This window comes from Oerskovia sp. NPDC056781, assembly GCF_042789955.1.
Taxonomy (GTDB): domain Bacteria; phylum Actinomycetota; class Actinomycetes; order Actinomycetales; family Cellulomonadaceae; genus Oerskovia; species Oerskovia rustica.
The window spans coordinates 1-13802 of sequence record NZ_JBHUAD010000099.1 but is presented as its reverse complement, the minus strand read 5'-3'; the positions used below and the strand labels follow the sequence as shown (position 1 = coordinate 13802).

Here is a 13802-nt window from a genome sequence, read left to right as displayed (position 1 = left end):
GGAGCGGCGGCACGGGGGCGGAGACGACCGTGGTGCGCCCTGTCAGGGTGCCGTGACGAAGATGTGACGCGCGACGTCGTCGGGCAGGTCGAGAACCGTCTCCGCACCCTCCGCGGACACCGTGAACGACCCCGCCTCCGGCGTGACCGCGACCTCCTGGCGGGGCAGGATGCCGGCGGCCGCGAGGCGCGCGAGCAGGTCCGTGTCCGTCTGGAGCGGCTCCGCGATGCGCTGCACGACCACGCGCAGCTCGCCGGGCGCGCGCCCCGCACGGTCCGCCGCAGCAACGTAGGACGGCAGCGACACGACGCCGTCGAGGTACTCGATCTCCTGGATCTGCTCGCCCAGCTCCGACAGGCCCGGGATGGGGTTGCCGTACGGGTCGTAGTGCGGGTGGTCGAGCAAGCCGATGAGGCGCTTCTCGACGAGCTCGCTCATCACGTGCTCCCACCGGCAGGCCTCGACGTGCACGAACTCCCAGTCGAGCTTGATGACGTCGGTCAGGAGGCGCTCCGCGAGACGGTGCTTGCGCATGACGCGCTGCGCCTTCGCGTGGCCGTCCGGGGTGAGCTCGAGGTGACGGTCGCCCGTCACCACGACCAGACCGTCACGCTCCATGCGCGCCACCGTCTGGGAGACGGTGGGGCCCGAGTGGCCGAGACGCTCCGCGATGCGCGCGCGCAGAGGGACGATCCCCTCCTCGTCGAGCTCGTAGATGGTCTTCAGATACATCTCGGTGGTGTCGATCAGGTCGGTCACGTCGCGCTCCTGTCGCTTGGGGGCTTGGGGGCACCTGCCGCACCGGCGGGCCGCTGACCACTAGTTTAGGTCCGAGCCACCGACATTGTGGACGGCGAGCGGTGTTCGCGCCAGGCCGGACTATCGTTGCCCCGTGCCCGAGCCCACCCAGATCACCGTCCCCCACCACCTGCTGCCCAGCGACGGCCGCTTCGGCTGCGGTCCCTCCAAGGTCCGCGAGGCGCAGGTCCGCGCGCTCACGGAGGCGGGCACGTCCCTGCTGGGGACCTCTCACCGCCAGGCGCCGGTCAAGTCTCTGGTCGGTCGGATCCGGTCCGGTCTCGCCGAGCTCTTCGACGCCCCGGACGGCTACGAGGTCGTCCTGGGCAACGGCGGGTCGTCGGCGTTCTGGGACGTCGCGACGCTGTGTCTGGTGCGCGAGCGCGCCCAGCACGCGGCGTTCGGCGAGTTCGGCGCCAAGTTCGCGACCGCGACGACGCGTGCGCCGTTCCTTGCCCCCTCGCAGGTGATCACCGCTCCTCCGGGGTCGGTCGCCCTCCCCGAGGCCGCGGACGGGATCGACGTCTACGCCTGGCCCCACAACGAGACCTCGACGGGAGCCATGGCCCCGGTGCGCCGCGTCCCCGGTGCGCGCGAGCAGGGCGCGCTCACCCTGGTCGACGCGACGTCGGGCGCGGGTGCCCTCCCGGTCGACCTCGCGGAGACGGACGTCTACTACTTCGCGCCGCAGAAGGTCTTCGGGTCCGACGGCGGGCTGTGGGTCGCGATCATGTCGCCCGACGCCGTCGCACGCGCCCAGGAGATCGAGTCGGGCGACCGCTGGGTCCCCGAGTTCCTCTCGCTCGGCGCGGCGATCACGAACTCGCGCCAGGACCAGACCCTCAACACCCCGGCCGTCGCGACGCTCGTGACGTTCGCCGAGCAGGTGGACTGGCTCAACGAGCAGGGCGGCCTCGCGTGGGCGAGCGAACGGTCGGCGACGTCGGCCCGGACCCTGTACTCGTGGGCCGAGTCCCGCGACTGGGCCACCCCCTTCGTGGCGCGCCCCGAGGACCGGTCCACCGTCGTCGGGACGATCGACCTCGACGAGTCGATCGACGCGACGCAGGTCATCACCGCACTGCGTGCCAACGGGATCCTCGACGTGTTCCCCTACCGCAAGCTCGGGCGCAACCAGCTCCGCATCGGGATGTTCCCCGCGATCGAGCCCACGGACGTCGAGCTGCTCACGCGCAGCATCGACTTCGTGGTCGACGCGTTGGTCTGATCCCCTGACGAGCGATGCCCGCTCCGCCGGTCGTGGCGGGGCGGGCATCGTCGTGCTGAACGGTGCACGACGCGCGCCGGGAGGACCAGGGGGCCTGGCGCGGCCAGCGGCTCAGGCGGCCGAGGCGGCGTCCTCGGCGTCGTCCACACCGAGCCGACGGCGCGTCTCGCTGCGCGCGTTGCGTTCCTTGGGGGTCCCACCCTCGGGGTAGGTGACCACGAGGTGGGGACGTCGGGTCACGCGGTAGCTGACCGTGAACTTCCAGTTCCGCATGGCCCAGATCGCGGCCCCCACGGAGACCAGGAGCGCCGTGATGGATCCGATCCCGATCGCCCAGCGCGGCCCGTAGGCCTCGGCGATCCAGCCGACGATCGGTGCACCGACGGGCGTCGCGCCCAGGAACACGATCATGTACAGGGACATGACGCGCCCGCGCATGACGGGGTCGGTGGTCATCTGGATGGTCGTGTTGGCCGCGGTCATCATCGTCAGCGACATGAAGCCCACAGGGATGCAGGCGATCGCGAAGGTCGTGTAGCTCGGCATGAGCGCCATGACCCCGGTCGCGATCGCGAAGCCGAAGGCCGACCCGATCACGAGCCGCACGCGCGGCCGCTCCCGCCGGGCCGCCATGAGCGCACCCGTGAGCGACCCGATCGCGAGGATCGAGCCGAGCATGCCGTACTCCCCCGCGCCCATCCCGAACTCGACGCGCGCCATCATCGCGGACGTCAGCTGGAAGTTGAGCCCGAACGTCGAGACGACGCTCAGCACGACCATGATGACGATGATGTCCGAGCGGCCACGCACGTACCGGATGCCCTCGCGGATCTGCCCCTTCTCGCGCGAGGCGCTCGGCAGCTTGTGCATCTCCCGGGTGCGCATGCGCGAGAGCGCGAGGATGGTCGCGCCGAAGCTGATGCCGTTGATGATGAAGACCCAGCCCGTGCCCACCGCGGCGATCAGCAGGCCGGCGACGCCGGGGCCGATGAGGCGGGCCGCGTTGAACGAGGCGCTGTTGAGGCCCACCGCGTTGGACAGCTTGTCGCTGGGCACCATCTCGGCGACGAACGTCTGGCGCACCGGTCCGTCGAGCGCGGAGACGCACCCGAGCGCGAGCGCGAAGCCGTAGACGTGCCACAGCTCGACGTGCCCCGACAGGACGAGGGCACCGAGGCCGAGCGCGAGCACGCCCGAGGCCCCCTGCGTTGCCATGAGCATCTTGCGGCGCGGCAGGCGGTCCGCGAGGACGCCCGCCCAGGCGGACAGCGCCAGGACGGGCGCGAACTGCAGTGCCGTGATGACGCCGACGGCGACGCCGGAGTTCGCCGTCAGGACGGTCAGGACGAGCCAGTCCTGCGCGATGCGCTGCATCCAGGTCCCGATGTTCGCGACGAGCGCGGACCCGAACCAGAGGCGGTAGTTGAAGTACTTGAGGGAGGAGAACGTCGCGCTCATCGGGCGGCGATCCGGGTCAACAGGTCACTGGCGCGGGCCAAGGTCTCTCTTTCGTCGGGGGTCAGGCTGATCAGCTGCTGGGTGAGCCACGCGTCGCGGCGCCGTCGGGTCTCCTTGACCTCGAGCACACCGGCCTCGGTGAGGGCCACGACGACCTGGCGCTTGTCCGTCGGGTGCTCGAGCTTGTGGACGAGTCCGAGCTCGACGAGCGCGTTCACGGTGCGCGTCATGGACGGCGGACGGATGCGCTCGTGGGTCGCGAGCGCGCCGGGGGTCATCTCGCCGTGCTTGTGGAGCACGGTCAGGACGCCGAACTGGCCCTCGGGCAGGTCGGCGCCGCCGCGCTGCGAGCGCAGCGCACGCGAGACGCGGGTGAGGGCGATGCGCAGGTCGCCGCCGAGGGTCGCGGGCCGACACTGCGCCTTCGTGGGGGACGAGGGCGTGGTCGGTTCCGCAGGAGGCACATCGTTACCTTAACTCATTACCTTAGGTAAGGAAAGGGTCCAGGTGGGGTGAGAACGCTCCCGGGCGGAGATCCGAGACGTCCCGAACGTCCGCTATGGTGTGCGCCGTGCATCAGGAACTCACCCTCGCCGAGACCCTCCACCTCCTCGGGCTCATGGGCCGCAATCTGCCGTCCTTCATCACCTCCGTCTCGGGGCGCGACGACGCGCTCGACCTCGTCGCGGAGCCGCGCCAGGTCAAGCGCCTGCCCGCGCCCCTCAAGCTCGCGACGCGCCTCGCGCCCACCGTCCGCGCGACGCTCCGCGTGGTCGACGTGACCGACGGCGTCGCGACCTTCTCCGTGGACGCGAACGCGGGCGGCCTGCCTGCGCACAAGCTCCTCGGGCTCGCCGCGAGCCGGATCGAGGCCGTCGTCGCCTCCAAGGGGCTGCCGGCAGGCTCGGTGCGCGTCCTGCCCGACGCGAGGATCGCACTCGACGTCCAGACCCTCCTCCAGGCCCGCCACCCCGGCACCCGCGTCGCCGGCATGACGTTCAGGGACGGGCTCGTCGTGCTCGACGGCGCCGCAGCCTGACAGACCGCCCCACGGCGCTCGCCCTGACCCGCCCACGGAGCGGCGCCCCGTCGCCCGGCGGCGCCCCGTCGCCCCGTCGATCAGCGTCGCCCCGTCGCTCAGCGGGGGGGCGCCGCCGTCGCTCGGTCGAGCAGGTCGAGGAAGGTCCGGTAGTACTCCTCGACGTAGTGCACCGGCGAACGACCCCACCGGTGGTCGGGGTCACCGACCACGAGGTGTGCCGGCACGCGGACGAACTGGTGCGGCGCCAGGTCCAGGCGCAGGCGTCCGTACATGTACTCGAGCAGGTGGTTCGCCTCGGCCGACGACTGGTGGTCGAACCGTGCCCCGTCGGCACTCCGCTCGGCCCAGCGAGCCTGGTGCACGATGATGCGGTCGGCCACGCCTGCCGCCGTGGCCTCGGCCATGAGACGACGGCGGCCCGCCTCCCAGGCCGTCAGGAAGTCGACGGACCCCGGGGCCACCCGGTGAAGGTCGGGCGAGATGCCACGGGTGCGGAGGAGCTCCGCCGACGGTGTTCCGACGCCGGCACGGTCGTCCACCAGGATCCCGAACCGTTCGTCGACGAGGTCGACGACGATCATGTCCGCCCGCGCTGCGGGCATAGCCCGCCGAAACACCTTGTCCAGGTCCCGCTCGACCATGCGTCGCTGGAAGGCCGAGGTAATGGTCGAGGTGTCGACCCCCTCGAGACCGTGGTCCGCGAAGGCGCTCGCGAGCGAGCTCCGAGCGTAGTAGTCGGCGATCCAGAACCTCGACTCCCCCGGCAACGCGAAGGCGTCGCGGGTGACACAGCTCCCATGGATCAGAACCGAACGCACGCCGGCGCCAGAAGGGAGCGCTGGTTCGGTCACTTCACCGTGGGCGGGAGCACCGCGAGCGATGCCTTGTTCTGCTCGACGAACTGTCCTGCCGTGTCGGTCGCGAACGACGCCATGAGCGGGTCGAGCAGCTCTCGGTTGAGCACGACGATCGACTGCCCGTCGGCAGAGCGCCCCGTGCCGTTGTGCGGCGCGGTGAGGAAGGTGACGTCGTTGGTCGACAGGCCGCGCGCGCTCATGTAGAGGGCCTGGATCCGGTCCATGGTCAGGCCCTCGTCGACCGCCACGGACTCGCTGAACGCCTTGAAGAAGGACGTCATCATGGGCACGTCGTTGCGGTTGTTGTTGACCTTCGCAAGGATCGATCGCATCCAGTTCTGCTGGCGCTGCGCGCGGCCGAAGTCGCCGTTGGCCAGACCGTGGCGCTGGCGCGTGTAGGCGAGGGCCTCCTCGCCCGACATGTTGTGCACACCCGCCGTGAACTGGACCTTCTTCCCGTCACCGATGTCCTCGGGGATGCGGATCAGCACGCCGCCCAGCGCATCGGTGAGCGTCGTGAAGGACGTGAAGTCGGTCAGGGCGAAGTGGTCGATCCGCACGCCCGTGAGCTGCTCGACGGTCTCGATCATGAGAGCCGGCCCACCGTAGGAGAACGCCGCGTTGATCTTGGCCTCGCCGTGCCCGGGGATCGGCACCCAGCTGTCTCGCGGGAACGAGACGACCTGCGCCGACTTCCTGTCCGCCGGCAGGTGGACGAGCATGATCGCGTCGGTGCGCTGGGCACCGGCCTGCCACTGCGAGGGATCGCCCGCCGAGATCCGGCTGTCCGAACCCAGGACGAGGATGTTGACCGCTTCGTTGGAGGCATCGGGGTTCGTCGGCGCCGGCGCCGGTCGGTCCTTGATGTCCGCGAAGGGGTCGGCGAGCTTCTCGATGTTCTGGTCGAGGCTCTGCCGGAACGCGACGACCGCGGCGAAGCCCCCGAGGCAGATCACTGCGACCAGGGCACCCAGGACGACGAGGGTGGTCCTCGTCCTGTTCTTGCGCCTGCGCACGTGACGACGGCCAGGGCTCACGTCGCGCGGATCAGGGGTGGACTCGGTCCCGACCGGGAGCTGCTCGTTGCCAGACACGGTTGCATCCTAAGGTACCCGGCGAGCCCTCGGGCCCGGAATCCCGCCCTTCGCGCACCTCTTCACCCCATGAGCAGCACAGGGGTTTCGTTCGGACACCCACCACAGCGATAGAATGTGGAGGTTTAGCGAGAGAACGTGGGACGTCCGTACGCCATTTCGCCCGATACGTGAAGGCGAGCGGGCTGTGCCGACCGATGTCCTCCCACACTGCCGAGGGAAATCAGGGGGACATGGACCGCCGCCGCACGAGGGGAGCGCTCCGCGCGCGACGGAAGCCGTCGTCGGGGCATCACGTCCTCCTGGTGACCCATCACTACGCCCCCGAGACCGGTGCGCCGCAGCGCCGTTGGGGGGCTCTCATCGACCGGTTCGTCAGTGCGGGTGTCGACGTGAGCGTGCTGACTCCCCCTCCGCACTACCCGTCGGGCACTCTCGCTCCTGGCTCCGCCGACCTGCGCCCGGGGACCGTCTCCCGCGGCGCGCACGGTGAGCGCATCATCCGGGTGCACTACCGGGAGCACACGACCGGCCTGGTCTCACGCACCGCGGACCACCTGGTGGCCGCCATCAGCTCGATCGAGCTGGGTCTGCGGCGCCTGCGCCGGCGCACCCACCGCCCGACCGTCGTGATCGGGACGGTGCCCGGGATCCCGAGCATGTTCGCGGCCTGGGCGCTCGCGCGGATCTTCCGCGCGGCCCTGGTGGTCGAGATGCGCGACGCCTGGCCCGACCTCATCCGGCCGAGCGGGATCATGACCGGTTCGCTCGCCCAGCGCCGTCCCGGTCGCGCCTTCGCGACGACGCTCGCCCACCGGGTCATCACGCGGTTGCAGTCACGCGCAGACCTGGTGGTGACCACGACGGAGACGTTCGCCGACGTCCTCCGGTCCCGTGGTGCCCGCAACGTCGCAGTCGTGCGCAACGGCACGGCCTTCCCCGTGGTCAGCCGTCCCGTCGTGGTGCCGGGAACCGACCTCGAGCCACGGCCGTTCCGCGTCGTCTACGCAGGCACGCTCGGCAGGTCACAGGGGCTCGAGGTCGCGGTGCGCGCCGCTGCGGAGGTCGAGTCGCGCGGGCTGCCGATCGAGGTCCGGATCGTCGGAGCAGGCAACGACGCGGCACAGCTCGCCGCACTCGCGCGTTCGTTGGGAGCACCGGTGACGGTCGGGCCGCCGATCCCCCACACCGAGATCGAGGCCCTGTACGACTGGGCGGACACCCTCGTGGTCTCGCTCCGTGACTGGGAGCCCTTCCAGTGGACCGTGCCCTCGAAGCTGTACGAGGTCATGGCCTCGGGGCACCACGTCACCGCGTGCGTCGCGGGAGAGTCGGCCGAGCTCGTCCTCGCGCTCGAGGCGGGGGACGTCGTGCCGCCCGGGGACGTCGAGGCGCTGGCGAACCTCTGGGCCGGCTATGCGGAGTCCGGGGTCGCCCCCGTCGCGAGCCGCGCCGCCAGTGCGTGGGTGGCGATCCATGCGAACGACGACGTCCTCGCCGCGACGTACCTCGCCCTGCTCGACGACCTGGCCCGATGAGCCGCCTGTCCGCCGTGCGGGGCCTCACCCGTAACGTCCGGTTCGCCCTGTCGTTCGGGACGCGCGCGCTCGTCGACGACCCGGTCTGGCTCCTCGTCCAGGCCGTGCGGCGCTCCCCCGCCCGGGTCCGGGCCGGCGCCGTGCGCGCCCTCGGCATGGCACCGTCCCCGTCGGCGCCGCGCGCTCTCTCGCGCTACCTCGCGGGCGACTCCGCCGGCGCTGCCGACGAGTCGACCCGACTGCTCGAGTCGTCCGGCGGGCGGTCGCGGATCGGCGCCGAGGTGGCCGTCGCCGTCGGGCGCCCCGACCTCCTGGACGCCGTCCCCTCACGTGGCCCGGCGCGCCTGCGCGCCCTGTGGCAGCGGGGCGACGTCGCTGCCCTGCGCGCGGCCCGGGCGTCGGGCCGCGCCGAGCGCCGCGTCCTCGCGAGCCTGCTGGGTCAGGTCGACGCCCTCGCGCCACACGCGGAGGTCGCACCTCGCGAGCGGCACGCCGCCTCTCCCGGCCCGACGGCGCCGCTCGCCGTCCTCCACCACCTCACCAACTCGTTGCCGCACACCCAGAGCGGCTACACCCTGCGCAGCCACGCGGTCCTGACGGCCCAGCGGGACGCGGGGATGCGGGTCGCGGCCACCACGAGAGCCGGCTACCCGGTGACCATCGGGTCGCTGGCCGCCCGGGAGGTCGACGTCGTCGACGGGATCCCGTATCGACGGCTGATCCCTTCGGGGCTGCCGAACGATCCCGCCCGGCGGTTCGCGGACGCGACCGACCTGCTCGTCCGGTCTGCGGAGGACTTCGCCCCCGACCTCCTGCACACGACGACCCCCGGGACCAACGGGGACGTCACCCGCGCGGCGGCCCGACGGCTGGGGATCCCGTGGGTCTACGAGGTGCGCGGTCTGCCCGAGGAGACCTGGGTCGCCTCGCACGGGACACCTGAGGCTCGCGAGGCCGCGGAGCGCTCCGAGCGCCGGGCGCTGCTCCGCGCCAAGGAGACCGAGCTCGCGACGGACGCGGACGCCGTCGTGACGCTGAGCGCGACCATGCGCGACGAGCTGGTCTCCCGCGGCGTGCCGGCCGAGCGGATCTCGGTCGTGCCGAACGCCGTGCGGTCCTCGCTCCTGGCCGAGCACCTTGCCCCCGCCGCTGCCCGGGCCGCGATCGGGCTGCCTGAGGCCGCGTTCGTCGTCGGCACCGTGAGCAGCCTCGTCGGGTACGAGGGGCACGACACGATCCTGCGCGCCGTCGCCGCGCTCCGGCGGCGAGGCGTCGACGCGACAGCGCTCGTCGTGGGCGACGGCGTCTCCCGGCCCTCCTTGGTGCGCCTCGCCGACGAGCTGGGGCTGGGCGCCCATGCGATCCTCCCGGGTCGGGTGCCGCACGAGGAGGCGTCCCTCTACATGGCGGCCCTCGACGTCTTCCTCGTGCCGCGTCGTGACGACCGCGTGACGCGGCTGGTCACGCCCCTCAAGCCGGTCGAGGCGATGGCGATCGGCAGGCCCGTGGTCGCGAGCGACCTGCCCGCTCTCGCCGAGGTGCTCGACGCTCCCCGCGGCGGCCACCTCGTCGCCCCGGACGACGTCGACGCATGGGCCGACGCGATCGAGTCGCTGCACCACGACGCGGCGCTCTCGGAGGCGCTCGTCACCCGAGGTCGAGCACTCGCGAGCGAGCGCACCTGGGCGAAGAACGCGGACGCATACCAGCGTATCTACCGACGTTGCCTAGGATTCGTCTCATGACCGCAGCATCGAAGGCCCGGACGACCGGGCAGACGGAGGAGAGCGCCGCCCCGGCCGACCTCTACTCGATGCTCTTCCAGGGGCCCGAGACCAAGGTCGAGGTCATCTCGGCAGGGCGCCTGACACGCGTCGGAGCACGACCACCGCTCGGGGACTACATCTCTCAGCTGTGGGAACGTCGCTACTTCCTGTGGGCCGACGCCCGGGCGAAGGTCACGAGCGGCACGCGAGAGACCCTGCTGGGGACAGCGTGGCTCGTCCTCAAGCCTGTCCTCGACGGGCTCACGTACTTCCTGATCTTCGGGCTGCTGCTCAAGTCCTCACGGGGCATCGAGAACTTCCTGGGATACCTGATCATCGGGGTCTTCCTCTTCTCGTTCACCACGCGATGCGTCACGGGCGGCGCCAAGTCGATCACCGCGGGACGGAACCTCATCAAGGCCTTCGCCTTCCCCCGCGCCGCGCTCCCCATCTCGGTCGTCCTGCGCGAGATGCTGAACATGATCCCTGTGCTTGCGGCGATGGTGGCGATCCTTGTCGTCCTTCCACCTGCCGAGGTGATCACCTGGCGGGTGCTCCTGGTACCGGGTGTCCTGGCGTTGCAGGTGGTCTTCTGCACCGGTCTGGCGATGCTCCTGGCACGCGCGGCCGCGAAGGTCCCCGACCTCAACCAGCTCATCTCGTTCGGGATGCGGTTGTGGCTCTACGGCTCGGCCGTCTTCTTCTCCTACGAGAAGTTCATCGACCACCCCCGGGTCCTCTCCCTCATGGAAGCCAACCCGATGTTCATGGTGCTGAGCATGGTGCGCGACTGCCTCCTCTACGGCGAGACTCCCGCAGGCTCGATGTGGCTCGCCCTGAGCGCGTGGGCCTTCGGCTCTCTGCTTGTCGGATTCCTCGTCTTCTGGCAGGGGGAAGAGTCGTATGGTCGCCTCTGACCCGTTCGCGTCCGCGACCGTGGCGGTGCAGGACATCCACGTGCGATACCGCGTCCCCTCGACGGACTCGGCCGAACGTCGACGTGCCAATCCGATCGCCCGGGCGGCGAAGTCGATCCTGGGACAGCAGCCCATGGTCACCGTCCGAGCACTTGCCGGCATCTCCTTCGTCGCCCGCTCGGGCGAGCAGATCGGCATCGTGGGCCAGAACGGATCGGGCAAGAGCACGCTGCTCCGCATCATCGCCGGACTCGAGAAGCCGGCTCGCGGTCAGGTTCTTGCGGAGAGCACCCCCGTCCTGATCGGCGTCAACGCCGCTCTGGTCCCCGACCTGTCCGGTGAGCAGAACGTCAGGCTCGGCTGCCTGGCCATGGGACTCACGCCGGAGGAGACGGCTCGTGCCGTCCCCGACGTCATCCAGCTCGCGGGTCTCGGCAAGTCCATCTACCTCCCGATGAAGACGTACTCGTCCGGTATGGGCTCGCGCCTTCGCTTCGCCATCGCCACTGCGGCGAACCCCGACATCCTCCTCATCGACGAGGCGCTCGCCACGGGCGACGCTGCGTTCCGTGAGAGAAGCGATGCGCGGATGAGACGCCTGAGAGACGGGGCAGGCACGGTGTTCCTGGTGAGCCATGCCGCGCAGACCATCGAAGAGACGTGCACACGGGCGATCTGGCTCAATCATGGTCGGCTCATCCTCGACGGGCCGGCCGAGGACGTCGCCCTTCGTTACCGCAAGTGGGCGTGGGCGCTCGCGAAGGACAAGCCCGACGAAGCGAAGACCATCATCGAGGACGCACTGAGCGAGCGCGCCGACACGCACATCCGCATCGAAGAGCCACCGGGAAGGCACTACACCCCCCGGCACGTACGTGGAGCTCGGCGTCCGGCCGACCAGCACAAGACAGAGAGCAGGTAGCGATGCGCCCCCGCATCATGACGGTGTACGGAACCCGTCCCGAGGCCATCAAGGTGGCACCCGTGATCAAGGCGCTCGAGGAGAGCCCGGACTTCGAGTCGGTGACCGTCGTCACGGGGCAGCACCGCGAGATGCTCGACCAGGTGAACGAGCTGTTCGGCATCGTCCCGGACCACGACCTCGACATCATGAGCCACGGTCAGACGCTCGCGCAGATCTTCGCGCGCATCATGGACGGGCTCGACCCGATCCTCGAGAAGGAGGAGCCTGCCGCGGTGATCGTGCAGGGCGACACGTCGACGTCGACGGCCGCAGCCCTCGCAGCCTTCTACCGCAGGATCCCCGTCATCCACGTCGAGGCCGGCCTGCGCTCGGGCAACATCCACTCCCCCTTCCCCGAGGAGGCGAACCGCAAGATCACGACCCAGATCGCCGCGCTGCACCTCGCGCCGACGCAGACCAGCCGGGCGAACCTGCTCGCCGAAGGCGTGGACGACTCGACGATCGTGGTCACCGGCAACACGGTCATCGATGCCCTCCTCACGACCGTCGGCAAGGAGATCGCCTTCAGCGACCCCCGCCTCGAGGGGCTCGCGGCGTCCGGCCGACGGATCCTGCTGGTGACGACGCACCGCCGCGAGAACTGGGGTGGAGCGATGGAAGGGGTCGGCCGTGCGCTCGCACGCATCTCCCGAGCGTTCCCCGACCTCGAGATCGTCCTCCCTGCGCACAGGAACCCCATCGTGCGTGACGCCGTGCTGCCGCAGCTCGAGGGCGTCGAGAACGTGACGGTCACCGAACCGCTGGCCTACGGGGAGTTCGCACGGATGATGTCGCTCAGCACCGTCATCCTCACCGACTCGGGCGGCGTGCAGGAAGAGGCGCCGAGCCTCGGCAAGCCGGTCCTCGTCATGCGCGACAACACTGAACGACCGGAAGCGGTCGACGCGGGGACCGTCCGACTCATCGGAACCGATGAAGACCTCATCGTCTCGAGCGTCACCGAGCTCCTCTCGGTCAGCGAGGTCTACGACACGATGGCCCGTTCCACGAACCCCTACGGTGACGGAACCAGCGCAGCCCGAAGCCTGCCCGCGATCGGTGCGCTGCTTCTCGCCGAGCAGTCCGACTAGAAGGGAGAGCTGTGCGGGTCTTCATTCACGGCAGCTGCGTCTCACGCGACCTGCTGACCCAGCTGAGCGAGCACGGGTTCGAGCTCAACCACTACTCGCCACGCCAGTCCCTCATCCCGCTTCTCGGCACCGTGCCGGATCTGATCCAGGCACTCGACACCTCCCGGCTCACGTCGAGGTTTCAACGGCGAGCGGCAGAGGGCACGATCACGGCGGACGTCGCGCGCGAGCTCGACCATCGACACGCGAACATCGACATGGTCCTCTGGGACATCACCGACGAACGACTCGGCGTCTACGAGGTCGGTCAGGGATATGTGACGCGAACGCTCGAACTGGTCGCCTCAGGTCTGGACACGTCGCTCCAGTCGGTCGGGCGGCACATCGCGTTCGGCACCGACGAGCACTTCCATCTCTGGTCGCAGAGCACACGCACGTGGGCCGACCAGCTTCGCCGCAGGGGACTGGCAGATCGCGTCGTCCTGACCGCTCCTCGATGGGCCACCGAGTTCACCGACGGCACGCCCACGCCGGCGAGCACCGGCATGGACGCGTCGCGGTACGAGGCCTTGGCGACGAGATACTACGAACAGGTGGCCCGCGAGCTCCCGTCCACTCGTTTCATCGGCCGGTCCGCGCCGACCACTTCCTCGCGCGACCACCGGTGGGGCCCCTCACCGTTCCACTTCAGCGACGAGACGAACTACCGCATGGCGACGGAGCTCTACGGCATCGCCTTCGATGCGCAGCAGGAGTTCCCCCCTCCCCGCCCGAGTGCGCAGAAGCGTGGCGACGGCACGGTCACGGTCTCCGGTCGGAAGACCTGGGGCACACAGTTCGCGCTCCATGTCTTCCAGGATCGGGAGCCTGTAGCCAAGTTCCGCTATCAGCCCGTCCCGGACTTCTCGCTCGATCTCCCTCCAGGCACCTATCGCGCGAAGCTCTTCCACAAGAACGAGACCACGGTCCTGGCGTCCTCGTCCTCGTCGTTCAAGGTCCCGTTGCGCTGAAACCCAGCACTGGTCGGACCGCGCCGGCTCCCCCCAGGG

At 70.2% G+C, this 13802-nt stretch carries 13 protein-coding genes; 8 read left to right on the top strand and 5 right to left on the bottom strand.

Features of this window, described 5'->3' with window-relative positions; translation table 11 throughout:
• Window positions 1-42: 42 nt before the first annotated feature.
• Window positions 43-759: an iron dependent repressor, metal binding and dimerization domain protein gene (locus ACFRCR_RS10480; protein ID WP_336707809.1), complete on the bottom strand. Its 717-nt coding sequence runs from the start codon at window positions 757-759 to the stop codon at window positions 43-45.
• A gap of 133 nt (window positions 760-892) precedes the next feature.
• Here ACFRCR_RS10480 and serC point away from each other — a divergent pair, with 133 nt between their 5' ends.
• Window positions 893-2026 carry a phosphoserine transaminase gene (gene serC, locus ACFRCR_RS10475; protein WP_377677333.1) on the top strand — a complete coding sequence of 378 codons (1134 nt, stop codon included), beginning with the start codon at window positions 893-895 and terminating at the stop codon, window positions 2024-2026.
• A 111-nt stretch (window positions 2027-2137) separates the two neighbouring features.
• Here serC and ACFRCR_RS10470 read toward each other — a convergent pair whose 3' ends face one another.
• The gene (locus ACFRCR_RS10470) at window positions 2138-3484 is read right to left on the bottom strand and encodes an MFS transporter (protein ID WP_336707807.1); all 1347 of its coding nucleotides are present in this window, start codon (window positions 3482-3484) and stop codon (window positions 2138-2140) included.
• Window positions 3481-3948: a MarR family winged helix-turn-helix transcriptional regulator gene (locus tag ACFRCR_RS10465; protein WP_138822988.1), complete on the bottom strand. Its 468-nt coding sequence runs from the start codon at window positions 3946-3948 to the stop codon at window positions 3481-3483. The genes ACFRCR_RS10470 and ACFRCR_RS10465 overlap by 4 nt, the downstream gene beginning before the upstream one ends.
• 107 nt (window positions 3949-4055) lie before the next feature.
• Between ACFRCR_RS10465 and ACFRCR_RS10460 the strand changes: the two genes are divergently transcribed.
• A complete protein-coding gene (locus ACFRCR_RS10460) occupies window positions 4056-4523 on the top strand; it encodes a hypothetical protein (protein WP_336707804.1) in 468 nt (155 codons plus the stop codon).
• A gap of 98 nt (window positions 4524-4621) precedes the next feature.
• On the opposite strand, the gene ACFRCR_RS10455 is transcribed toward ACFRCR_RS10460, so the two are convergent.
• Together ACFRCR_RS10455 and ACFRCR_RS10450 are read right to left on the bottom strand one after the other, a co-directional pair.
• Window positions 4622-5344: a DUF6270 domain-containing protein gene (locus ACFRCR_RS10455; protein WP_377677330.1), complete on the bottom strand. Its 723-nt coding sequence runs from the start codon at window positions 5342-5344 to the stop codon at window positions 4622-4624.
• 29 nt (window positions 5345-5373) lie between these two features.
• Window positions 5374-6477, bottom strand: coding sequence for an LCP family protein (locus ACFRCR_RS10450; protein ID WP_377677328.1), 1104 nt, complete (start codon window positions 6475-6477; stop codon window positions 5374-5376).
• Window positions 6478-6782: 305 nt separating this feature from the next.
• Between ACFRCR_RS10450 and ACFRCR_RS10445 the strand changes: the two genes are divergently transcribed.
• The 6 genes from ACFRCR_RS10445 to ACFRCR_RS10420 are packed head-to-tail and all read left to right on the top strand — an operon-like array spanning window position 6783 to window position 13763.
• Window positions 6783-8015: a glycosyltransferase family 4 protein gene (locus ACFRCR_RS10445; protein ID WP_377677326.1), complete on the top strand. Its 1233-nt coding sequence runs from the start codon at window positions 6783-6785 to the stop codon at window positions 8013-8015.
• Window positions 8012-9760, top strand: a complete 1749-nt coding sequence (locus tag ACFRCR_RS10440) for a glycosyltransferase family 4 protein (RefSeq protein ID WP_377677325.1) — start codon at window positions 8012-8014, stop codon at window positions 9758-9760. Before ACFRCR_RS10445 ends, ACFRCR_RS10440 begins: the two co-directional genes overlap by 4 nt.
• On the top strand, window positions 9757-10698 hold the full coding sequence (locus ACFRCR_RS10435) for an ABC transporter permease (RefSeq protein WP_377677323.1): 942 nt from the start codon (window positions 9757-9759) through the stop codon (window positions 10696-10698). Before ACFRCR_RS10440 ends, ACFRCR_RS10435 begins: the two co-directional genes overlap by 4 nt.
• Complete coding sequence (locus ACFRCR_RS10430) at window positions 10685-11620, top strand: ABC transporter ATP-binding protein (protein WP_377677321.1); 936 nt, start codon at window positions 10685-10687, stop codon at window positions 11618-11620. The genes ACFRCR_RS10435 and ACFRCR_RS10430 overlap by 14 nt, the downstream gene beginning before the upstream one ends.
• A gap of 2 nt (window positions 11621-11622) precedes the next feature.
• Window positions 11623-12753, top strand: coding sequence for a non-hydrolyzing UDP-N-acetylglucosamine 2-epimerase (wecB, locus tag ACFRCR_RS10425; protein WP_377677320.1), 1131 nt, complete (start codon window positions 11623-11625; stop codon window positions 12751-12753).
• Between the two features lie 11 nt (window positions 12754-12764).
• Window positions 12765-13763 (top strand): DUF6270 domain-containing protein, encoded by a 999-nt coding sequence (locus tag ACFRCR_RS10420; RefSeq protein WP_377677318.1) that lies wholly within the window; start codon window positions 12765-12767, stop codon window positions 13761-13763.
• Window positions 13764-13802: the final 39 nt, after the last annotated feature.